The organism is Mucilaginibacter sp. (assembly GCF_964263795.1).
Classification (GTDB): domain Bacteria; phylum Bacteroidota; class Bacteroidia; order Sphingobacteriales; family Sphingobacteriaceae; genus Mucilaginibacter.
The window spans coordinates 41,269-62,709 of record NZ_CAXVWK010000084.1 but is presented as its reverse complement, the minus strand read 5'-3'; the positions used below and the strand labels follow the sequence as shown (position 1 = coordinate 62,709).

The window sequence follows — 21,441 nt, the reverse complement described above, 5'->3', positions numbered from 1 at the left end:
GTTAGTTATCCAACCACATCTGCATCAATGCTATCAGCCGGTCAATGTCTACCGGCTTGGTAATATAATCGTTAGCGCCGGCTGCAATACATTTTTCGCGGTCATCCTTCATGGCTTTTGCGGTTAAGGCAATAACAGGAAGCTTCGCCCATTTGTTTTGCTTACGAATATGCCTTGTTGCTTCGTAACCATCCATTTTAGGCATCATAATATCCATCAGCACGATATCGATATCAGCTACCTCTTCCAGCTTGGAAATGGCCTCTTCACCGTCATTGGCAATTACAACATTAAGATCGTAGCTTTCTAAGGCGCTGCTTAGTGCAAAAATGTTACGCATGTCATCGTCTACAATAAGCACTTTTTTACCTTTAATTGCCTCTTTGCCTTTGGTGATAGTTTTGGTTTTGCCGGTATTGTTTGAACCTGTTTGCTGTATACCGGTTTCGCTTATCTTGTTCAGGAACAAGTTCACCTCATCTATCAGCCTGTCTGATGATTTGCTGGTTTTAACCACCATAGCGTTGGCATAATGCATCAGCCTGTTTACCGATGTTTTATCAAGCTCCATTGCGGTATTAATAATTACCGGCAATGCTGCAAAGCGGTCAACCTCTTTGATCTTATCCAACAGATCGAGTCCTGAAATATCCGGCAGGTTAAGATCAAGTATTACACATTGGTATTCATTCTGGTAAAGCATTCGGAATGCCGACTCGCCATCAAACGCCTGATCGACAGTAATGCCCTGGCTTTGCATCAGATCTTTAAGGGCCTGGCTTTGTGCCTGATGATCTTCAACCAGGAGTATCTGCGTAAACTTGGTACCGCTGTTAGCCATAATATCACCAAACAGCTTATCTAAAGTTTCAGTGTTCACAGGCTTTTTCAAAAAGCTGATTGCACCTTCCTTACGTACACGGTTAGCTGCAGCCTCGCCTGCCGACATCAGGTGTACCGGGATGTGTAAGGTCTCTTCGTCTTGTTTTAGTTCTTTTAATATCTGCCAGCCATCTTTACCGGGCAGCATAATATCTAATATAACGGCATCGGGCTGCTGTTCTTTAATGATCTCTACAGCGTTTGTCCCCTCATTTACCATTACCGATTTGTAACCGTGGTCACGGGCGTAATCTTCCAGGATGCTTGCAAAATTCTTATCATCCTCAACTATCACCACTAACGGGTCCCTGTCCGGGTGAGCAGCTTTTTTCACGGCATTGCTTGCCAGAAAAGTATTTGTTGGTGCAAAGCTATCTACGGTAGGTACCTCCTGCTCTACAGGCACAATTGTGGCTTCGAAAGGCAATGTAAGGATAAACTCACTACCTACACCAGGCTCGCTGTTCAAGGTTATGCTGCCACCCAACAGGCCGGCAAGTTCGCGGCTGATGGACAGTCCTAAACCCGTGCCACCGTATTTGCGACTGGTTGATCCGTCTGCCTGCTGAAATGCTTCGAAGATGATCTTCTGTTTTTCTGCGGGGATACCAATACCTGTATCCTTAATGCTAAAGTTGATCGTTTTTTCTTTGACACCGCGGGATGCAGTAATGGTGATAGAACCATTCTCGGGAGTGAACTTGAATGCGTTTGATAACAAATTCTTGATCACCTGCTCTACCCTTACCTTGTCGGTAAATATCGTAACCGGCACATCAACGGCCTTTGTTTTGTAATTGATCCTTTTGTTAATGGCAAATTCAGCAAATAACGATTGCATATCGGCCAGAATCTCGGATACCTTTATATCCTCGTTCTGCATATCCAGCTTGCCCGATTCAATCTTCGATAAGTCCAGGATATCATTGATCAGAGTCAGCAGGTCGTTACCGGCGTTAAAAATTACGCTGGCATATTTTATTTGATCTTCTGAAAGATTGGCCGGCTTATTATCTTTTAAAATTCTCGCCAGTACCAAGATACTATTAAGCGGCGTGCGCAGTTCATGGCTCATGTTAGCCAAAAACTCCGATTTGTACTTGCCGGTGGTTTCCAGTTCGTCTGCCTTGATGCTTATGGATTGGCGGGCTTCTTCTATAGTCTGGTTCTTTTCTTCCAAAAGGCTGGCTTTCTCTTCCAGTTCGGCATTGATGGTGCGCAGTTCTTCCTGCTGTACGCGCAACTCTTCTTCTGATGCCTGCAACATTTCTGTTTTGTTCATCAGCTCTTCATTGGTTACGCGCATTTCTTCCTGCTGCGCTTCCAGTTCCTCTGCTTGCTGCTGGGTTTCTTCGAACAGGTCATGCATAATGGTGCGGGCCTGTGCAGTGTTCACCGCAACGCCAATATCATTGGCAACCAAAAGGATGTATTCTTTAACCTCTTCCTTTAATTGATCGCGAAAACCAATTTCAATAACCCCTTTCAGTTTTTTATCAAAAAAGAACGGCACGATAAACGTTTCGATGAGTTCATCCTGCAGGATGGAGCTGCCCAGGGTTAGCCTTTCATTCAGTTTGCCTTTAACTACCGCTGCGCGCTCATCTTTAGCGGCCTGGCCTATCCAGCCCTCAGATAAACGGATATGCTGCTTCAATGCAGACGGATCGTTAAACGCGTAGGACGCCTGCAGGTCAAGGCGCTCTTCCACATCATCATAAAGATAAAAAGTACCGGTTAAGGCGCTGGTGTAACTGCTAATTTCGCGCAGGATATTTTCTGAAAGTTCTTTTTCGCTTTGCTGGCCCTGGATTTTTTCATTAAGTGTGCCCGTACCGGTCAGCAACCAGTTCTTCAGTTCGTTTTGCTTCAATACTTTTTCCAATTCAAGGTTGGCAACCCTTACCTCTTCCTCAACCCGTTTTTGGCGCGCAAAGGTTGATTGGATGTAGTAGAACATGATTATGATAATGAGCAGGAAGATCACTGAACCTATCACGATAATAATTATCGCGTCGCGTGAGGCTTTTTCTGATGCGGCCTTGCGCTGGACAAGCAAATTGTTCTCCGTTTCAATCACCCTTAGGTTTATGTCGCGGATGCTATCCATATTGCCTTTTCCGTTCAGGAACATATGGTTGGCTACCATGTAATCCAATCCCTTTTCTTCGCGGGTATCGATGTTTAGCTTAAGCAAAGCCATCTGCCTTGCCACTAATGATTTTAATGAATCAACACGTCTTAATTGTGTAGGATTATCCTCTATCAACTGGCCCAGCTGCGTCAGGTTCTCATTGATGCGCGGTACCGCAACATTGTAAGGGTCTAAAAATTGTTTGTTAGCTGTAGCACCATAACCACGCATGCCGGTTTCACCGTCGATAAGCAGCTGCAGCAGATTATTAGTGGTTTTTATAACTTTTTGAGTATGGTCTACCCAAACGGTATCATCTTCTAACTGGTTGATGCTTTTATAGGAAAGTATGCCTACTAAAAAAACAAGTATTATAGACGCGCCGAAGCCTGCCAATACCTGATTACGAAAAGAAAGCTTTAACATGGATTATGATAGGTTAATGTCACTGTACAAATATGTTCAAAAAAACTTATTAGCGCTACATATGTACGCAATAAACACGCAGGTAGTACTTATTTTAAATTGGAGGTATCTATTGTTGATTTCCTGGCAGCTAAGTCCCCTAAAGCAGAAAGCGCGGCACCGGCAAACAAAACCAGCCATCCCCACTTGAAGGTTATCTGGCGGGTTAAAAAACCGTTTAGTGCCCGGAATGGGATAAAACTAAATGCAGCCTTAACTTTGAGTACAGCGGCAATATAAAGCACAATTACAAGGCCAAGTGATACCCATGCGGCAATACGGGTAACTTTAAGCTGGCCAAGTGCTGTACCCACTACACCTACAACCCCTACCAGCATTAATAGCATACCGTATGGCTGGTTAAGCTTGTAAACGTTCCAGGTTACTACATGCAGTACGCGCAGCATGGGACAAAACGTAGCGGCAATTAGTAGAAAAAAGCCCAGCGTTGCAATGAGTGATGAAGGGCGCATTGTTTATTGTTTGATCTCCATTTTATCGGCGAAGTGTGCACAGTAATCGCGCAGGTCTTCAACAATGTTCTTCTCGCCTGTTGCACGCAAAAAGGTATCGCCCATGGTTTGCAGGGTTTCGTAAAAGAAACGCTTCATTTCGTCAACCGGCATATCTTTAGTCCAAAGATCAATCTTTAAAGTGTTTTTATATCCCTGGTCCCATAGTGAAAGCATAAACGCCTGTACAGGTAACGCCTCCTGGTTTTTAGAATCGGTAGATTCCCACAGGATCTTTTCCGGGATGTTATTATCGTCGAGTTGTACGGTCAGCTTTATTTCGGCAGTCTTCATTAAGAAAATTATTTAACAAGTAAAAATATGATAGCCACCAAAGTTATAAAGCTAAGTTCGATTAGCCACAGTTTTTTGGTTTCGGCGAAGAAATTCCTGAAAATTATATCCAGCAATGACACAACCACCCCAAACAGGACAAATATCAGGCTGATAGTACCGCTCCAGTGCTCGTAGGGGCTGCCGGTAATCTTGGCGCCGTTAATGAAGATGTATCCTGCCAGGATAAAGAAGCCCGCTGTCGCGAAGTTTAACGGGCTGATTCGGAATTTACGAGGTTGATCAACGCTTTCTGCCAGATCGTTTTTGTCCGCCATGTTTTACGGGTTTCTTGTTGGTTGGATGATTAGGATTTTTTTTGGCTTTATTAGCTTCGAACTTTTTGATCTGCGCCAGCGATTTTTTTTCATGGAACGCCCCTTTAAAATCCGGGTCTTCCTTGCGCTTTTGCAAATCTATTTCTTTCGCCTGTTCCTGCCGCTCGTCATAACCTGTTTGTTCGATGAATACCTCAGCGGGGATCTCGAATACCGGGATGGTTTGCCGGATAAGCTTCTGTATTTTGTTTACATAATACTCTTCGGACGGTACCGCGAAGGTAACAGCCACGCCTGAATTGTAAGCCCTGCCGGTACGACCAATACGGTGTACATAATCTTCTATTACCACCGGCACATCAAAGTTGATCACATGGCTTACATCGCTCACGTCGATACCGCGCGACGCAACATCGGTAGCCACCAGTATCTTTACCTCATCGTTTTTAAACGAATTGATGGAATTGATACGAGTGTTTTGCCCTTTGTTGGCATGCAGCACCTTTACTTCTTTTTCGCCGTATTTGCGGGAAAGGAATTTAAAAACATCTTCGGCAGCGATGCGCGTCTTGCAAAAGATCATTAATTTTTTAATGTCGCCCTCTTTATCCAAAAGCGCTTTAAGCAGGTTGATCTTTGTTTTTACATTGGGCACATGGTACAATTGCTGGCTTACTGTTTCGGCAGTGGTGGCCTGCGGGGTGACTTCAATAACCGTAGGGAACTCCAAAAAATTGTGTGACAGTTCCTGGATTTTATCGCTCATGGTGGCAGAAAAAAGCAGGTTTTGGCGCTTAACCGGTACCACCTCCAAAATGCGGTTAATCTGCGGCATAAAGCCCATATCCATCATCTTATCGGCCTCATCCAAAACCAGCACCTGCAACGTTTTGGTAACAATGTGTCCCGCAAGGTAAATGTCCAGGAATCTGCCAGGAGTAGCCACAATTATATCTACCCCTTTATTTATGTTCTCGATCTGCGTTTTTGGCCCTAAACCGCCAAACAATACCACTACCCGCAAGTCAGTGTTGGCGGCAAACGCTTTGATGTTCTCTTCTATCTGCATGGCCAGCTCACGCGTTGGCGATACGATAAGCGCCCGCGGACTGTCGCCCTGTGCATATTTAAGCTTCATTAAAATAGGCAGTACATAGGCGGCAGTTTTACCGGTACCGGTTTGGGCAATACCCATAACATCCTGCCCGTTCATTATCGGCGGGATAGCCTTTTGCTGTATCGGCGTAGCTTCGGTATAACCGGCATCGGCAATAGCATTCAGTATCTGCCGGTTAAATTTAAAATCTTCAAAGGTTACAGCCATAGCCGCAAAGATAGGTTTTTTGCACGAAGCGCGGTCAGAAAGTCCGTAAGACCAAAAGTTAGCGTGTCGGAAAGATCGAAATAACCTTTCAAAAAACACAAAACTTTAATTCATCTTTCTGACATCAGACTTTCCGACTAACTGTTATCTTTGCTCTATGCCCACCATCCTCATCAAATCTGCAACAATCGTTAATGAAGGAAAGCAATTTAATGCTGATGTACTTATAAAAAACGATCTGATCGAAAAAATAGATAGCAGTATCAATTTCGAGGCAGATAAAGAGATCAATGCGGAGGGCTTATACCTTTTCCCGGGCTGCATTGACGATCAGGTGCATTTTCGCGAACCGGGGTTAACGCATAAAGGCAATATTCACACCGAAAGCAGGGCTGCCGTTGCCGGCGGCATTACCTCTTTTATGGAAATGCCCAATACAGTTCCCAATACTTTAACACAGGAGCTGTTACAGGATAAGTATGATATAGCTGCGCGCCAGTCGCTGGCCAACTATTCTTTTTTTATGGGTGCATCTAATGATAACCTGGCCGAGGTTATGCGTACCGATATCAAAAACGTTTGCGGCATTAAGGTTTTTATGGGTTCGTCTACCGGGAATATGCTGGTTGATAACCCCACCACGCTAGAGCAACTGTTTGCTAATTCGCCGATGCTGATTGCAACGCATTGCGAGGATGAGGCGACCATTCAAAGCAATTTGAACCATTACAAACAATTGCTTGGCAAAAACATTCCGGTAAGATTACACCCAAAAATCCGCAGTACCGAGGCTTGTTATCTATCGTCTTCAATGGCGGTAGAACTGGCTAAAAAACACAATACCCGTTTGCATATTCTGCACATATCTACAGAGCGCGAAATACATTTATTCAGCAATGATATCCCGCTGGCTGACAAGCGTATAACAGCCGAAGCCTGCATTCATCATTTATGGTTTAACGATGCTGATTATGCAGAGAAAGGTAACCTGATCAAATGGAACCCTGCTGTTAAAACTAAGGCCGACCGAGACGGTATTTTAGCGGCTGTTTTAGCCGGCCGGATAGACGTAATAGCAACCGATCACGCCCCGCACACTGCCGAAGAAAAATCCCAACCATACCTACAGGCGCCAAGCGGCGGGCCTTTGGTACAGCACGCGTTACCTGCTATGCTGGAGCTTTATCACCAGGGCAAGATCACCCTTGAGCAAATAGCCGAAAAGATGGCCCACAATGTGGCAACAATTTTCCAGATAAAACAACGCGGGTTTATACGCGAGGGTTATTACGCCGACCTGACGCTGGTTAATCTGAATCAGAAGTGGGAAGTAAACAAAGATAACATCCTTTACAAATGCGGGTGGTCGCCATTTGAGGAAACCACTTTTAATAGCAGGGTAATAAGCACCATTGTTTCAGGTAATTTGGCTTACGAGAATGGCGCATTTGTTAATGACATTAGCGGGCAACGCATTACTTTTAATCGCTGATTAATCAACTTGTTGTTCAAGCAGTTGCTTTAAGCCGCCAAACATTGCCTGCCAGCTCTTTTCAGAGTGCTCTTTGGCTGCCTCGTCTTTGATATTATCCTGCGTTACCTCAAGGGTAGTAATGCCGTTGTTTTCAGCTACGCGATAACTTACGTTGGCATAATTGTCCGGTTTATCTTCTGTGCCGCTCATACTACTCCAGTAGCTATATTTCACATATTCGCCTGGTGTTATTTCAATAATGGTACCCTTGTCTTCATAACTTTTACCGTTCCATTCGCCGGTAAAGGTGATTGGGCTTCCTTTCGTCCAGTCAGATTTTACCGTGGTACCGAAAAAATACCGGCGCACCAGTTCGGTATCGGTAAGGCCCTTCCAAACATTGGCTGCCGGTGCGTTAATGTCGATTGTGGTTGTAAGCTGTAACTTCTGCATGGTGTATTTTTTATTATCTATGGATGTAAAACCTGAGAGCAAAAAAAGGGATTGGATTGACAACAGTATGTCAGCAGGTGTTAAATATTTTAAATATTCTTAGTCCATTCTAAGACGAAAAGCACATTCCAAAAAGTTATACTTATATATAAATTATATATTGGTCAGGTGGTTATACCAATCATTTAACTATATAGTAAATATGAGCATAACCTTAAACCGATAGCACGGTTGCCTCGTTCTTCTGCATAATTTTCTCAGCAAGTACGGATATTTTATTACGCAAGTGCTGCGGACTTACGATCTCTGCAACATCGCCAAACATGATAAACCAGCGGGCAAATCCCTCTACCGACATTGTTAAAAAGGTCATTTCAGTTTCGCCCTTCAATGTAAGTTCGGATACAAAGCCATGATAGTATTTCTGCTCACCTAAAAAGCGCACCATTTCGCTTTGCACTTTGATGATGATCGTCTCCAGCTTCTTCTCCTCTGCCGTTTGGGCTATATAAGCTTTAAGCGTGGGGTGTTTGCCGGTAAAGGTTATATCACTTTCTTTTAGCGATACGATACGATCGCACCTAAAATCGCGGTAATCGGCGCGCATGCGGCAGTAGGCTATCAGGTGCCAAAAACTATCCAGGTAAAAGATGCCCACCGGCTCTACTTGCCTTTGGGTTTGTTCCTGCGTGTAGCCGGCCATATACTCCATACAAAGCACCTTTTTATGCATAATAGCATTCAGGATATTTTGCAGGTGATCGTTATTATTTACGCGCCGCTGTACCTGGCTCTTAAGCACTTCAATGCTGCTATCCAGGCTTTCCAGCACATCTTTTTCAGCCGATTTAAGTATCGCCCTGATCTTGTACATAGCCGAGCGGTGCTGCGCCGCAGTAGACTCATCGGTCATTTTCTCTACAAATTTCTCCGCCGTTAAAAACGCAACCGCCTCTTCGCGGGTAAACATGATGGGCGGCAACCGGTAACCCTCCATTATCGAATAGCCTATGCCTGCCTCGCCAATAATGGGAATGCCGGCCTCTTCCAAAGTCTTAACATCGCGGTAAACAGTACGCAGGCTAATGTCAAACCGCTCTGCAATATCGCTGGCTTTAACCACTCTGCGCGATTGCAGCTGTATCAGGATAGCAGATATACGGTCGATGCGGTTCATGCCTCAAATTAAATAAAAAACCAGTTACCTTAGTATACAATTTTGAGATTAACACAATGGCAGACAACGGAGATAAGATCATCACTTACGCCAGTTATTATGACCCGATGCTGGCGCAAATTATCCGTAGCAAGCTGGAAGATAACGACATTCCCTGTTTTATTGCCGATGAGAACTTTTTGACGGCTAACCCTATCTACAACCAGGCAGCAGGTGGCATAAAATTAAAGATATTTGAGCGCGACATGGAGCGATGCCGGGAAGTATTGGCCGAAGATGATGCTTTGATAGCAGAATCACACGAGGAGGATACCAGCGATAGCCCTGTAGTTTGTCCTTACTGCGGCTCTGTAGATGTGAGGCACGGGGCCGCAACCGAAAAAAAGCACCATTGGATGAATCGTATATTTATGATATTACTTAGCATTTTTCCATTTTATGCTAACAAGGCCTGGCATTGCTTTAACTGCGGTAAAGATTTTCAATAGATATTTAAGCATTACTTTTGAATGCCGATGGCCAAAGATCCCGTTTGTATCAAAGCTGATACAATAAAACTTGTATATTGCTGTACTTTATATTAGCCGCATGTTCAACCGCCGTAAATTTCTTAAATTATCCGCTGTAAGCGCTTCAATAACAGCACTATCCAAATATAGCCCCGTAAAAGCTGCTGATCTTGTGGCAGCCAACAATTTACCTATTGTGATATCTACCTGGGATTTTGGTATAGCTGCCAATAAAGAAGCGTGGAAAACGCTTGCTAAAGGCGGACGTGCATTAGATGCGGTAGAGGCTGGTGTGAAAATTCCTGAGGCAGACATGAAAAACCATACGGTAGGCCGTGCCGGTTATCCTGACCGCGACGGGCGCGTTACCCTTGATGCCTGTATCATGGATGAATTTGGCAATTGCGGCTCGGTAGCTGCAATGGAGAACATAGCCCACCCTATTACGGTGGCCCGCCTGGTAATGGAAAAAACGCCGCACGTTATGTTGGTTGGCGATGGTGCTACACAGTTTGCCGTAGAGCAAGGCATCAAAAAAGAAAAACTGCTGACGCCGGAATCTGAAAAGGCTTGGAAAAAATGGCTCGTTAAAGCCGAATACTCCCCTAAAATAAATATCGAGAATGAGCAGCACCGCCCCGGCAGCAAATATAACCACGATACCATTGGTATGCTGGCTATAGATGCCAAAGGCAACATCAGCGGCGCCTGTACTACCAGCGGCATGGCGTTTAAACTGCACGGCCGCGTTGGCGACAGCCCGATCATAGGTGCCGGTTTATATGTAGATAACGAAGTTGGCGGTGCCACCTCTACAGGCGTAGGCGAAGAGGTTATCCGTAACGTAGGCAGCTTTTTGGTAGTTGAGCTAATGCGTCAGGGCTACTCACCGGAGAATGCCTGTAAGGAAGCCGTTAGCCGGATCATAAAAAAGAAACCGGGTACGGCCAAGGACATACAGGTAGGCTTTTTGGCCATCAATAAAAAAGGTGAATATGGCGCTTACGCGATACAGGAAGGTTTCAGCTTTGCCGTTTGCGATGCCAAAAGCCAGGATACACTGATACCCGGTAAAAGCTTTTACAAAGAGGACAAGAAGTAATCAGGGTTCATGGATAGCATTGCCTGCTACCACGAACAACAGCTATGATATACATATTGCTTAAATTGCAGTTTGATTGCAGCACGATCATACCTTAACCTATGAACAATGTACTTAAAGCGCCAGTAAAGCTCGAAGTTTGCGCCAACTCGGTAACTTCGGCTATTGCGGCTCAGGACGGCGGTGCCAGCCGGGTGGAGCTTTGCGAAAACCTTGCTGAAGGCGGTACCACCCCATCTTACGGTCAGATATTACTGGCAAGAAAATATTTACATATTAAGCTTTTTGTGTTGATACGGCCGCGCCGGGGCGATTTTTTATATACCGACCTGGAATTTGAACTGATGCAGGCCGATATCCGTAATTGCATTGAAGCCGGTTGTGACGGTGTGGTTATTGGAATGTTAAACAGTGATGGCAGCATAGACAAAACCCGCTGTACCGAACTTGTGCGTATGGCAAAACAGTTTGGCTTGCAGGTAACGTTTCACCGGGCATTTGATATGTGTGCAGACCTGTATAAGGCCCTGGAAGACATTATTGAGATGGGTTGCGACCGCATACTCACCTCTGGCGGTAAAAGTACAGCTATGGAGGGCGCAAACGTATTAATGCACCTGGTTGAAAAGGCGGCCGGTCGTATTGCTATTATGCCGGGCAGTGGCATCACTGAAAATAACGTAGCCGACCTGGTGCACTTTACCGGTGTAACAGAAGTGCATTCATCTGCCCGCGTAAATATTGCCGGTAGAATGGAATACAAAAATGATCATATCCTGATGAGCGATGGCTTTGGGGACGAGTATAGTTTAAGTGTAACCAGTGCCGAAAGGGTAACGGCTATCATTAAAGCGGCGAATAGCTAGAGATCTAAATCCTTTAGATTACAAATTCCAAAATCAGCATTTTACTATTTAGAAAATACTCACCGGCAATACCAGTTCCACCATGTCTTTACCGTTGCTGCCAAAATAATCCCGGTCAAGCAATCGGCTGTAACGCACGCCGAATGAAACATTCCCCTGGTTAAACCATTTAGTGTCGAAAAACACTGCTGCACCTGCCGAGCGGAAGTTGGCTTTAAAAGGCGCACCATTTAGCGAAAACTGGTTGCTTGAGGCGCGCGTATGATCGTAAAACAAATAGCCCCTTAGCCTGAGCAGATACGCCAGATTGGCTACCCCTGCATCAGGGTACACTATCGGGAAATGATAACTAATACCCACCTTGTCCATCCGGGTAAGGTTTTCTGATGTATAACCCTTAGAAAATGGAAAATCATTAGAATAACCGATTGCATTTGTTTGCCCGTTTTGCTGATGCGCCGCACTGATCACCAAACTGTGATTGATCGCCAATCCCGGGAAATAAAAAGCTGTCGACACCAAAAACTGCGTTGCCCTTAAACTGGTAATAGCCGTTTTGTAATTAATGGTAACACTTTGAGCAAACCGGGGATTTATATTTTGCTTGGCCTGCTGTATCTGGTTGCTAAAACGGATAAAATTGTACAGGTAAGCGTATTGGCGGTCCTTGAATTGCGCGCGGAAAGGTTCCTGAAATGTATTGCGGCTGTAATAGATATCGCTCCCTACAGTAAGCCCCGTGGTTTGCCTCCCGGCAGTTAGGTTAAGAGGCACCTGCAAGCCTGCGTGCGCATCTGTTTCGTTGTAGTAGATGCTGTTACCTTTGTAAAAGCTCCGGCGATCAAATGTATAATCGGCGCCCGCACTTATGTACGGGAACAGCCCGCCATAAATACCATTGTACCCTACCCTTTTGTAACCTTCGTTCCGGTTATAATTGAAAGATAACCGGGACTGAAAGGTATTGATCACATTTTCGCCAACTAAGGCCAGGGAGTAGTTTGGATCGTTGATGTTTGGGATAAGGCTGTGAAAGTTGAAAAAGCCATGGGCCTTGCTGTATTTAGTAACCGGGAATTGTGTATTACCAACAGAGGCCAGTATATTCGCCGCCGAATCCTGATCCAGTTTGGTAACGCTTAGTTCGGACAATGGCTGCGCAGTTTCCGTATCAGGTAATAGCTGCAGATCGCTATTATTGATTTGTTTAACCTGATACCCAAAGGCTGTAAACCCGGCCCAGGCCAATCTGTTTGCCGTTAAGGCAGGCTGATACACCCCTATTGACCCTTGTTGAGGCAAACCCAAAACCGTAAGTACGCGTTTACTTTTTACGGACACGGCGTAAAGACGGTCTTCCGTCCCGTTGGTTTTGGTATAATAAATTATGTTACCTTGTACGGAAGGGTAAGCTATAGGATGATAACTAAAGGGCAGCAAATAATCAGCATCGCCGGTTTCAATGTCTATCAACGCAAGCGACATTTTACCATCCGGCGTACGCACGGCCGTGGCTACTTTATTATTTCCGTAAAATTTAGGATAGGTATAAAATAAGTGCCGGATGTTAGGCAACGCTTTTATCAATTTACCGCTTGCGGCATCCAGTAAGTGCAGCGTACTTTTACCTGTGGTAGCTACATCAACGGCAACAATAAGTTTACCGTCATCACTAAATGCTGGTGAAAAATATTTGGTTTTTCGGGTCAAACGCCGTTGCTTACCGGTATTAATATCCACAACTATCAGTTCGTTATAATTGCGGTAACCCCAGCGCAGATCAGGCCGGTAGCCCGCAAATATTATTTTGCCATTACGGTAGGTAAAATAGTCGTCTGTAGTAAAGCCCTGCACACCTATAACTTTTTCTCGGCTACCCGTTTTTAAAATAAACTTTGGGATCCGGCTGTATGTCGACTGAAGGTAAACCAGCGTGCTGTCGTTTACATACGCGGGATAGAGCTGATCGGCTATAAAGTGTTGTTGTTTACCGGGTGGGCTGTAGGGTTTATCGCTGGCAAATTCTTTTTTAAAGCGACTAAATGCATCCGTCCGGAATTGCTGATAGGTAGTTCCGGAATACTGTTTAACAGCACGTTGTAACGGGTAAAATAGCCCCTTATAGGATGCGGCGTCATGTGTTACATTTTTCCAGAAGTCGGTGCCATATTGTTCGCGCCCGTAGGCAACCAGCATATAACCCATCGGGTAATGGTCGGGGATGTAATCCCTGTATGATCCGTTGCGCAGTTTCATCCAACTGTAATTACGGCCAGCCGACCATAGCGCACGGTAACCGTTAAAAAAGTAAGGCAGCCTGCCCCGCCCCTGTTGGCTTACATGGGTTTCGTTATAAACGGCATCACCCTCAAAAAACCAGTTAGGTATGCTCAGATCATTGCCTAAGGCCTGACCGCCCTCTCCAAAAACAATCTTCAGGGCATGAGATAACCCTACGTTAAAATTGTTGTATTGCTGCACATGCCTAAACTCATGGATGGCGAGTTGCACCGGCCATGACAGGCTGCCCAATTCCAGGCTGTTCTGCTCCGGGGTAAGATAAAATTCACTCCTAAACGGGGCTAAGCCAACGTAACCGTTAGATACGGTAGTTTGGTTTTGCAGCACAATACTTACCTGCCTTTGTTTGTAGCCAATTGTAGGCTTGGTAGCTGGGTTTATGCGCTGTACAATGGCCGCAATGTGTGCTGCTGACGAGTCGAGCCCCTGCGAAAAAATGACCTTAGCTGCAGGTGTGTTAATTTGCCGCCATTTAACAGACGGCGGATTGCCGCCAAACTGCTGAGCTTTTAAAATAGTAGTGCTAAGGAGCAGCAAAGGCAACAGCAGGCGTTTCATTGGGATGAAAGTAAGTAATCTGGATCAGAATTTTAAGAATTTAAGAACTTTCAGCGCTTGCGCTTACGATCCACTCAATAAACCATCACGTCATCTATTCTGCCCGCCTTAAAGAGGCATAGGATCAAATCCGAAATCCATATGACATTTGGTCTGTTAAAACTAAGTACATTTGCGCTTTGTTACTCAAATTATGGCTAAAGTTTCCATCAACCTGGCAACAGGTTCTATACAAAAAGAAGATATAATCGTAGGGATCGACCTTGGTACCACCAATTCTTTGGTAGCCTTTATCGACCCGGATAAAAACCCTAAGGTGATCAACGATACCGGCAAAGGTGTATTAGTGCCATCGGTTGTGCATTTTGGTGCTACCGGGGATATCAAGGTGGGTAACGAAGCAAAGGAATATCTGATCACCGACCCGCAGAATACCGTATTTTCGGTTAAGCGCCTGTTAGGCCGCTCGTATGCTGATGTAAAAAACTACCAGAACTTTTTTTCGTACAAGATAATTGATGACAATAGCGAAAGCCTTGTAAAAATCAAAGTGGGCGATAAATTTTATACCCCTATAGAGTTATCCGGGCTGATACTGAAAGAACTGAAGGAGCGTGCCGAACATGCCCTTAAAACGCCAGTAAACCGCGCGGTAATTACTGTACCGGCTTACTTTAATGATTCGCAGCGCCAGGCTACCCGCGACGCCGGTAAGCTTGCCGGGTTAGATGTGCTTCGGATTGTGAACGAGCCTACGGCTGCAAGCTTAGCCTATGGTATTGGCCTTGATCCGGAACAAACCAAAACCATAGCCGTTTATGACCTGGGCGGCGGTACGTTTGATGTATCTATCCTGCAAATTCAAAATGGCATCTTCGAAGTGTTATCTACCAATGGCGATACCTTTTTAGGCGGTGATGATTTTGACCGTGCTATTGCCGATTACTGGATAGAGAAAAATAATTTAGATAAGGCTGAGCTGGCCAATAACCGGGAGTTAACCCAGGAGTTGCGTTTAAAAGCCGAAGAAGCCAAAAAGGCCTTTACCCATCAAAGCTTATTCGACGATAAGATAGGCGACATCTGGTGTACCATTGATCGTAACACGTTTGAAGAATTAATTTTACCAAAGGTGCAGCAAACCATAACCAGCTGCCAAAATGCACTTAAGGATGCAAAGCTGGCCATTGACCAAATAGACGAGGTAATTATGGTGGGTGGCAGTACCCGTACGGCTCTGGTAAAAAAGATGGTATCGGAATTTTTTAACCGCCCCGTTCATGATAGCGTTAACCCGGACGAGGTGGTAGCCCTGGGTGCAGCCATTCAGGCCGATGTTTTGGCCGGCAACCGCAGCGATATTTTACTGCTGGATGTCACCCCACTATCGTTAGGTATCGAAACAATGGGTGGGTTAATGGATACCATTATCCCGCGCAACTCAAAAATCCCTACTAAAGCGGGCAGGCAATACACGACCAGCAAAGATGGCCAGGTAAACATGAAAATAGCCGTTTACCAGGGCGAGCGCGATTTGATTAGCGAAAACCGTAAACTGGCCGAATTTGAGTTAAAGGGTATCCCTGCAATGCCTGCCGGTTTCCCTAAGGTAGACATCAATTTTATATTGAACGCAGATGGCATTTTGAAAATCCAGGCCATTGAGCTGCGCAGCGGTGTTAAGCAGGAAGTTGAAGTGAAACCGGCTTACGGCATTAACGACGACCTGGTTGAACAGATGCTGATGGACAGCATTACCCACGCTAAGGACGACGTAAGCGCACGGATGCTGATAGAGGCCAAAACCGAAGCGGACCAGATGGTTTACACGGTAGAGCGGTTTTTGGAAAAGAATCGCACGCTGTTAAACGCTACGGAGATAAGTGATACCCACATCCATCTGGAGGCTTTGAAAGCCGCATTAAGTACAGGCGAAAAGGACCTTATTCATGCTAAAATAGACGTACTGAACAACTTTACCCGCCCCTTTGCCGAGCGTGTGATGGATGTAGCCATCAGCACCGCAATGAAGGGCAAAAGTATAGACTAAAATACAACGGGCTGGTTGATAGTTGAATTTTTAGTATTTTAGAAATTCATTGCCTATCAACCATGACTGCAGATCCGTACACACAACTCCGCAAATTCATTGCAACATTTAAGGTTGCCGGAGAGTATGCCGATTTGTTTTGCAGTAAGTTTAGGCATAAAACCACTAAGCGGAACGAGATACTGCTGCACGCCGGGGATGTTTGCCCCTACATTTATTTCGTAAACTCAGGCTGCCTGCGGGTATTTATGCTCGATGTTAACGGGAAAGAATCTACCCGTTTCTTGGTGACGGAGAACAGGTTTGGCACCGCCTTCCCTAGCTTTACTTTGCAGGAGCCGTCGCTGGCTGCCATACAAAGTGTTTTACCTTCAGATGTGCTTTACATCAACCACCACGACTTTAATAATCTGTTTGAAATTATCCCGGGTTATGAACATGGTTATCGCCTTAGCCTGCAGATGGATTACATTGCGTCGATTAAACGGATAGAAAGCCTTATCACCATGGATGCCAAACAGCGCTATCAGCAACTATTAAAAACCCATCCAACGCTTATCCAAACGCTGCCCTCCAAGATCATCGCCGATTATTTGGGCATCTCACAAGAAACCTTGAGCCGGCTTAAATCAAAAAAATAAATAATTGACATTTGTCAATAACCAGCATCCCTAAAACAACTTGTTTTGTATATCAATTTAACCAATGAAACTAAAACACACCCTGCTACTGCTTATCCTGCTGCCATTTACGTCGTCCGCACAAACACTTATCGGCGAGCAAACTTTTAAATTTAATGATACGGCCCGCAAACGGCCGCTAACCACCGAGGTTTGGTACCCCACGTCAGACGCAAGGACTAAACCCGCTTTGAAAGAGGGTTTCCCTTTTGTACACGAGCCAACTGTTCGCAATGGCAGCCTCCCTTTACAAAAGCATCCGCTCATTATGTTATCTCACGGTACAGGCGGCGGTCGTTTAACTATGGAATGGCTGGCAGATATGCTGGTAAAGCAAGGCTTTATTGTTGCAGCGGTAGATCATTGGGGGAACACGCACGATAATAAGATCGCCATTAATTTTGTAACGCCCTGGCAACGTGCGCAGGACATCAGCTTTGTACTCACTCAACTGCTGAACGATAAGCAATTAAGCAAAGTGATAGATAAAGACCGCATTGGTGCGGCAGGGTTTTCGATAGGCGGCTACACGGTTATCGCCCTGGCCGGTGCAAAGCTGGATCTGGATGCTTTAGACCAATATAGCCATACACCCGGTGGGATAAAGGAAATGACGATCCCTGAATTCCCCAACCTTCCCACTACCATCAATGATGATGAGATCAAAGCTTCTTTTGCTAAAAGCCCGCCACTTAAAGATAGCCGTATCAAATCGGTGTTTACCATATGCCCGGCTGTTGGCCAGGGGTTTACTAAAAGAGATCAATTCAAGGATGGAAATATCCCCTTATACATCGTAGGCGCACAAAGTGACAGCATTACGCCGGTAAAAACCAATGCCGCGCATTACCATAAGCTGATGCCCCGATCAAAACTTTACATCGTTCCGGGTAAGGCCGGGCATTACGTTTTTCTTAATGAGGCTTTGGGCGATCTGAAAAAGAACGGCGGAATGATTTTTAACGACGGACCGGACGTTGACCGCCATGCCATACATGATAAAGTTGGTGCAATGGCTGTGCGCTTTTTCGGTGAAACGCTTCGGTAATAATGGTCGACTTATCCGGGGTAAGATATTTTAAATGCAGTTAAACTTATGTTGACAGATAATGTTAACATTGCATCTAAATTAAAGCAATTGAAATACATTTTCCGCACCCTGCTACTCGTTACAACTTTTTTAACAGTCAACGCATCCGCACAAACCACAGCTAAAGACAGTACAATAAAAGCGCCGCTCGATACCGCCCGTTACGACTCGCTTATGAGACGCTTGACAAATGGCGATAAAACCGGCAAGTGGCCCGTGAAACCATATCCCCTGCCAGGTGCCATTCTTCCGTTTTACAGGATTGTGGCCTACTATGGTAATATGTATTCGAAAAACATGGGGGCTTTGGGCCAGTACGAACCATCGGTTATGCGCGAAAAATTAATGGCCGAGGTTAAGACTTGGGAGGCGGCTGATCCGTCGACCCCGGTTAAACCTGCGCTGCACTACATCTGCATTACCGCGCAGGCCGATGCCGGCCGGAATGGTTTACACAGCCTGCGTATGCCCTTTAGCCAGATAGATAAGGTTATTGAGATGGCCAAACCAATTAACGCACTGGTTTTTTTGGATATACAAGTCGGCTACAGCACAGTTGAAAAAGAGCTGCCTATGCTGGAGAAATACCTAAAGATGCCTAACGTGCATTTCGGGATCGACCCGGAGTTTTCTATGAAGGAAGGCAGCGTACCTGGCAAGCGTATTGGTACGTTTGATGCCAGAGACATTAACTTTGTTAGCGATTATCTGAACAGCCTTTGTAAAAAATACAACCTGCCGCCAAAGATCTTTGTAGTACACCGTTTTACCAAGCGCATGGTAACCAATTATCAGGACATTAAGCTTCACAACAATGTGCAGTTTGTGATGGACATGGACGGCTGGGGCGGCCCTGATCTAAAAAAAGGCACGTATAAGTATTTTGTTGCCGGCGAGCCGGTGCAGTTTACCGGCTTTAAACTCTTCTATAAAAACGACATCAAGAATGCGCCGAAAAGGATGATGACACCCAAAGAGGTATTGAGTTTAAAGCCCGCTCCTATTTACATTCAGTATCAATAAGATAAAGCGGGGCTAACACCATAATCAAAAAAACCCTTAAAATAAAAGAGGCCCCATTTTGGGGCCTCTTTTATTTTAAACTGTAATGTAATTACAGCTTGTCTATTTCTTCCTGCTCTTTCAGTGCAGCAATGTTGTTCTTATCGCTAAACTCGTCGGTTTGGCCGGCAAAATCTTCTAGGATACTGGCAATGGTATCCAGGTTATCTGCAATACGCTGATGCATGTCCGGCAGGTCTTTTTCTAACCTTTTATTACCAAGGTCAATATTATCTACTTCGATCTTAGCGATCTTTTGGATTAACGCCTGGTTACTGTTCTTCAAATCTTCTAATTCATGGACAATCTTTTCCATCAATTCAAATTTTCTTATCTTATCCATAGTTTCTTCAATTTATAACACTACAACGCCGGCATGCAAAAATTGTTTACCATTTGGAATTATCGTTTATAACTAATAATTTAGTTAATATGAAATCTATCTTGTCGACTTTAATGTTCATCTGCCTGTCTGCAACGGTTTTTTCCCAGCAAGCCAGCAAGGCCAACGACGCGCTGCTGTTAGAATACTATCAAAATCAGCGTTTTGCCGAGGCAGCCGATTACCTGAAGAAGATCTACCCCGAACCGGTTAGCGGGATAAAGCCTTTGGCGCAGCTGGCTTATACCGCAAATATGGCCGGCCGTTTGTCCGACGCTGAAGGCTACTACCAGCGCATTTACAATGCCGACTCCACCAATTTAAGTGTGCTGTACAGCCTTGGCAGCCTTAACCTGCGCCGGGGCAACGCCGTCAAAGCCGAGGGCTTTTATAAAAAGATAATCCTTCGCGATACAACCAACTTTTTGGTTTACAAGCAGCTGGCCACCATCAGCAGCGATAAATCAGATATCCCGCAGTACATTTACTATTTGCAAAAGGCCAACAAATTAAACCCGGCCGAACCGGACGTAGCATCAGATTTGAGCGATGTTTATGTTAGCCTCAAATTCAACTCGACTGCCGAGAAGGTTTTGGCGGCAGCTATAGCCGCGGATCCGGAAAATATTGTATTGTTGAACAGCCTGCTTAAACTTGTTTATGTCCAAAAGAAATGGCCTGAAACGATTGAAACCGGTTTAAAGTTGATAAAGGCGGGTAATAATTCGGGCCAGGTGCTTACCAAACTTGGTGTAGGCTATTACAACATCAAAAATTACCAGTGTAGCGCCGAGACCTTTGCCGATATGACCCAGCTGGCGCAGAATGAAACAAGTTACTACTATTGGGCGCTGGCTTATAAAGCTCTAAAGGATAATAAAATGGCTATCGCTAAAATGTATCTTGCCATTAATGAGGGAGTATCTCCTAATGTAGCCTCCTATTATGGTGAGATTGCCGACAGTAACGAGAAATTGCTGAAATACAAAAAAGCGGCGCAGGCTTATCAAAAAAGCGTTCAGTTTGATGATCAGAACGCCATGATCTATTACTCGATGGCCAGTCTGTACGACACCAATCTTAAAGACAAAAAAAATGCAGTAAAGTATTACAGATTATACCTTGCGGCCAAACCACCAGTCGAGAAACAAAAAAGTTTTATCGACTATTCAAAAAGCAGGTTGGCAATGCTTGGCCGCTAACGGTTCATCAGGCGGGCAACGTATTTGCCTATAATATCAAACTCCAGGTTAACTTTTGTGCCAACGCGCACGTTATGCAAATTAGTGTGCTCGTAGGTGTAAGGTATAATAGCTACCGAAAAATGGTCAGTTCCCGAGTTCACCACCGTTAGGCTGATACCGTTTACGCAGATAGATCCTTTTTCTACCGTAACATTTCCTGTAGCGCTGTCGTACGCAAAGGTGTACTCCCAGCTACCTTCCAGCTCCTTAAAAACCGTGCAGGTAGCGGTTTGGTCTACATGCCCCTGTACGATATGGCCGTCTAAACGGGCGTTCATTTGCACGCACCGTTCCAAATTAACCGGTTCGCCAACCTTAAGGTCGCCTATGCTGGTTTTATTCAGCGTTTCTTCAATGGCGGTAACGGTATGCGTATTTTCAGTAAGGGCGATAACGGTAAGGCAAACGCCGTTGTGCGCTACCGACTGATCGATCTTCAATTCATTAGCGATAGCGGATTCGACAGTGATATGCAGATTACCCTGATCGTGACGCAGATCGGTCACTTTACCCAATGTTTCTATAATACCTGTAAACATAGCCGCAAAATTAAACTATTTGGCGT

19 protein-coding genes are annotated in these 21,441 nt (G+C 45.0%); 9 read left to right on the top strand and 10 right to left on the bottom strand.

The annotated features are described in order from the left end of the window. Nucleotide 1: 1 nt before the first annotated feature. From ACE5CV_RS14350 to ACE5CV_RS14330, 5 genes are all read right to left on the bottom strand, one after another. A complete protein-coding gene (locus ACE5CV_RS14350) occupies nt 2–3,442 on the bottom strand; it encodes a response regulator (RefSeq protein WP_374950875.1) in 3,441 nt (1,146 codons plus the stop codon). Between the two features lie 89 nt (nt 3,443–3,531). Continuing rightward, on the bottom strand, nt 3,532–3,954 hold the full coding sequence (locus ACE5CV_RS14345) for a hypothetical protein (protein WP_374950874.1): 423 nt from the start codon (nt 3,952–3,954) through the stop codon (nt 3,532–3,534). A 3-nt stretch (nt 3,955–3,957) separates the two neighbouring features. Next, complete coding sequence (gene gldC, locus ACE5CV_RS14340; RefSeq protein WP_374950873.1) at nt 3,958–4,287, bottom strand: gliding motility protein GldC; 330 nt, start codon at nt 4,285–4,287, stop codon at nt 3,958–3,960. A gap of 8 nt (nt 4,288–4,295) precedes the next feature. Further along, entirely contained in the window at nt 4,296–4,604 is a 309-nt protein-coding gene (locus ACE5CV_RS14335; protein WP_374950872.1) for a hypothetical protein, read from the bottom strand. After that, nucleotides 4,570–5,928 carry a DEAD/DEAH box helicase gene (locus ACE5CV_RS14330; protein ID WP_374950871.1) on the bottom strand — a complete coding sequence of 453 codons (1,359 nt, stop codon included), beginning with the start codon at nt 5,926–5,928 and terminating at the stop codon, nt 4,570–4,572. The genes ACE5CV_RS14335 and ACE5CV_RS14330 overlap by 35 nt, the downstream gene beginning before the upstream one ends. 157 nt (nt 5,929–6,085) lie before the next feature. On the opposite strand from ACE5CV_RS14330, the gene ACE5CV_RS14325 reads away from it, so the two are divergent. Further along, nucleotides 6,086–7,420, top strand: a complete 1,335-nt coding sequence (locus ACE5CV_RS14325; protein WP_374950870.1) for a dihydroorotase — start codon at nt 6,086–6,088, stop codon at nt 7,418–7,420. Here the strand turns inward: ACE5CV_RS14325 and ACE5CV_RS14320 are convergent, their stop codons facing one another. Both ACE5CV_RS14320 and ACE5CV_RS14315 read right to left on the bottom strand, forming a co-directional pair. Further along, nucleotides 7,421–7,855 carry an SRPBCC domain-containing protein gene (locus tag ACE5CV_RS14320; RefSeq protein WP_374950869.1) on the bottom strand — a complete coding sequence of 145 codons (435 nt, stop codon included), beginning with the start codon at nt 7,853–7,855 and terminating at the stop codon, nt 7,421–7,423. A gap of 214 nt (nt 7,856–8,069) precedes the next feature. Then, nucleotides 8,070–9,032 carry a helix-turn-helix transcriptional regulator gene (locus ACE5CV_RS14315; RefSeq protein ID WP_374950868.1) on the bottom strand — a complete coding sequence of 321 codons (963 nt, stop codon included), beginning with the start codon at nt 9,030–9,032 and terminating at the stop codon, nt 8,070–8,072. A 56-nt stretch (nt 9,033–9,088) separates the two neighbouring features. Here ACE5CV_RS14315 and ACE5CV_RS14310 point away from each other — a divergent pair, with 56 nt between their 5' ends. From ACE5CV_RS14310 to ACE5CV_RS14300, 3 genes are all read left to right on the top strand, one after another. Then, entirely contained in the window at nt 9,089–9,520 is a 432-nt protein-coding gene (locus ACE5CV_RS14310) for a DUF2007 domain-containing protein (protein WP_374950867.1), read from the top strand. 100 nt (nt 9,521–9,620) lie between these two features. Next, on the top strand, nt 9,621–10,643 hold the full coding sequence (locus ACE5CV_RS14305; RefSeq protein ID WP_374950866.1) for a N(4)-(beta-N-acetylglucosaminyl)-L-asparaginase: 1,023 nt from the start codon (nt 9,621–9,623) through the stop codon (nt 10,641–10,643). Between the two features lie 101 nt (nt 10,644–10,744). Then, nucleotides 10,745–11,509 (top strand): copper homeostasis protein CutC, encoded by a 765-nt coding sequence (locus tag ACE5CV_RS14300; RefSeq protein WP_374950865.1) that lies wholly within the window; start codon nt 10,745–10,747, stop codon nt 11,507–11,509. A 48-nt stretch (nt 11,510–11,557) separates the two neighbouring features. Here ACE5CV_RS14300 and ACE5CV_RS14295 read toward each other — a convergent pair whose 3' ends face one another. Next, on the bottom strand, nt 11,558–14,368 hold the full coding sequence (locus tag ACE5CV_RS14295) for a TolB family protein (protein WP_374950864.1): 2,811 nt from the start codon (nt 14,366–14,368) through the stop codon (nt 11,558–11,560). A 193-nt stretch (nt 14,369–14,561) separates the two neighbouring features. On the opposite strand from ACE5CV_RS14295, the gene hscA reads away from it, so the two are divergent. The 4 genes from hscA (at nt 14,562) to ACE5CV_RS14275 (ending at nt 19,211) form a co-directional block, all read left to right on the top strand. After that, nucleotides 14,562–16,418: a Fe-S protein assembly chaperone HscA gene (gene hscA, locus ACE5CV_RS14290; RefSeq protein WP_374950863.1), complete on the top strand. Its 1,857-nt coding sequence runs from the start codon at nt 14,562–14,564 to the stop codon at nt 16,416–16,418. A gap of 62 nt (nt 16,419–16,480) precedes the next feature. Continuing rightward, a complete protein-coding gene (locus ACE5CV_RS14285; protein WP_374950862.1) occupies nt 16,481–17,059 on the top strand; it encodes a Crp/Fnr family transcriptional regulator in 579 nt (192 codons plus the stop codon). Between the two features lie 64 nt (nt 17,060–17,123). After that, nucleotides 17,124–18,146 carry an alpha/beta hydrolase family protein gene (locus tag ACE5CV_RS14280; RefSeq protein WP_374950861.1) on the top strand — a complete coding sequence of 341 codons (1,023 nt, stop codon included), beginning with the start codon at nt 17,124–17,126 and terminating at the stop codon, nt 18,144–18,146. A gap of 90 nt (nt 18,147–18,236) precedes the next feature. Beyond that, a complete protein-coding gene (locus ACE5CV_RS14275; protein WP_374950860.1) occupies nt 18,237–19,211 on the top strand; it encodes a hypothetical protein in 975 nt (324 codons plus the stop codon). A 91-nt stretch (nt 19,212–19,302) separates the two neighbouring features. Here ACE5CV_RS14275 and ACE5CV_RS14270 read toward each other — a convergent pair whose 3' ends face one another. Continuing rightward, on the bottom strand, nt 19,303–19,593 hold the full coding sequence (locus ACE5CV_RS14270) for a hypothetical protein (protein ID WP_374950859.1): 291 nt from the start codon (nt 19,591–19,593) through the stop codon (nt 19,303–19,305). 89 nt (nt 19,594–19,682) lie between these two features. On the opposite strand from ACE5CV_RS14270, the gene ACE5CV_RS14265 reads away from it, so the two are divergent. After that, a complete protein-coding gene (locus tag ACE5CV_RS14265) occupies nt 19,683–20,834 on the top strand; it encodes a hypothetical protein (RefSeq protein WP_374950858.1) in 1,152 nt (383 codons plus the stop codon). Here the strand turns inward: ACE5CV_RS14265 and ACE5CV_RS14260 are convergent. Next, nucleotides 20,831–21,415 carry a riboflavin synthase gene (locus tag ACE5CV_RS14260; protein WP_374950857.1) on the bottom strand — a complete coding sequence of 195 codons (585 nt, stop codon included), beginning with the start codon at nt 21,413–21,415 and terminating at the stop codon, nt 20,831–20,833. The genes ACE5CV_RS14265 and ACE5CV_RS14260 overlap by 4 nt on opposite strands. Nucleotides 21,416–21,441: the final 26 nt, after the last annotated feature.

What these genes read in the sequence shown, in the direction of transcription:
- ACE5CV_RS14350 (WP_374950875.1), bottom strand. Translation starts at nt 3,442, where the DNA reads ATGTTAAAGCTTTCTTTTCGTAATCAGGTATTGGCAGGCTTCGGCGCG.
- ACE5CV_RS14345 (WP_374950874.1), bottom strand. Translation starts at nt 3,954, where the DNA reads ATGCGCCCTTCATCACTCATTGCAACGCTGGGCTTTTTTCTACTAATT.
- gldC (WP_374950873.1), bottom strand. Translation starts at nt 4,287, where the DNA reads ATGAAGACTGCCGAAATAAAGCTGACCGTACAACTCGACGATAATAAC.
- ACE5CV_RS14335 (WP_374950872.1), bottom strand. Translation starts at nt 4,604, where the DNA reads ATGGCGGACAAAAACGATCTGGCAGAAAGCGTTGATCAACCTCGTAAA.
- ACE5CV_RS14330 (WP_374950871.1), bottom strand. Translation starts at nt 5,928, where the DNA reads ATGGCTGTAACCTTTGAAGATTTTAAATTTAACCGGCAGATACTGAAT.
- ACE5CV_RS14325 (WP_374950870.1), top strand. Translation starts at nt 6,086, where the DNA reads ATGCCCACCATCCTCATCAAATCTGCAACAATCGTTAATGAAGGAAAG.
- ACE5CV_RS14320 (WP_374950869.1), bottom strand. Translation starts at nt 7,855, where the DNA reads ATGCAGAAGTTACAGCTTACAACCACAATCGACATTAACGCACCGGCA.
- ACE5CV_RS14315 (WP_374950868.1), bottom strand. Translation starts at nt 9,032, where the DNA reads ATGAACCGCATCGACCGTATATCTGCTATCCTGATACAGCTGCAATCG.
- ACE5CV_RS14310 (WP_374950867.1), top strand. Translation starts at nt 9,089, where the DNA reads ATGGCAGACAACGGAGATAAGATCATCACTTACGCCAGTTATTATGAC.
- ACE5CV_RS14305 (WP_374950866.1), top strand. Translation starts at nt 9,621, where the DNA reads ATGTTCAACCGCCGTAAATTTCTTAAATTATCCGCTGTAAGCGCTTCA.
- ACE5CV_RS14300 (WP_374950865.1), top strand. Translation starts at nt 10,745, where the DNA reads ATGAACAATGTACTTAAAGCGCCAGTAAAGCTCGAAGTTTGCGCCAAC.
- ACE5CV_RS14295 (WP_374950864.1), bottom strand. Translation starts at nt 14,368, where the DNA reads ATGAAACGCCTGCTGTTGCCTTTGCTGCTCCTTAGCACTACTATTTTA.
- hscA (WP_374950863.1), top strand. Translation starts at nt 14,562, where the DNA reads ATGGCTAAAGTTTCCATCAACCTGGCAACAGGTTCTATACAAAAAGAA.
- ACE5CV_RS14285 (WP_374950862.1), top strand. Translation starts at nt 16,481, where the DNA reads ATGACTGCAGATCCGTACACACAACTCCGCAAATTCATTGCAACATTT.
- ACE5CV_RS14280 (WP_374950861.1), top strand. Translation starts at nt 17,124, where the DNA reads ATGAAACTAAAACACACCCTGCTACTGCTTATCCTGCTGCCATTTACG.
- ACE5CV_RS14270 (WP_374950859.1), bottom strand. Translation starts at nt 19,593, where the DNA reads ATGGATAAGATAAGAAAATTTGAATTGATGGAAAAGATTGTCCATGAA.
- ACE5CV_RS14265 (WP_374950858.1), top strand. Translation starts at nt 19,683, where the DNA reads ATGAAATCTATCTTGTCGACTTTAATGTTCATCTGCCTGTCTGCAACG.
- ACE5CV_RS14260 (WP_374950857.1), bottom strand. Translation starts at nt 21,415, where the DNA reads ATGTTTACAGGTATTATAGAAACATTGGGTAAAGTGACCGATCTGCGT.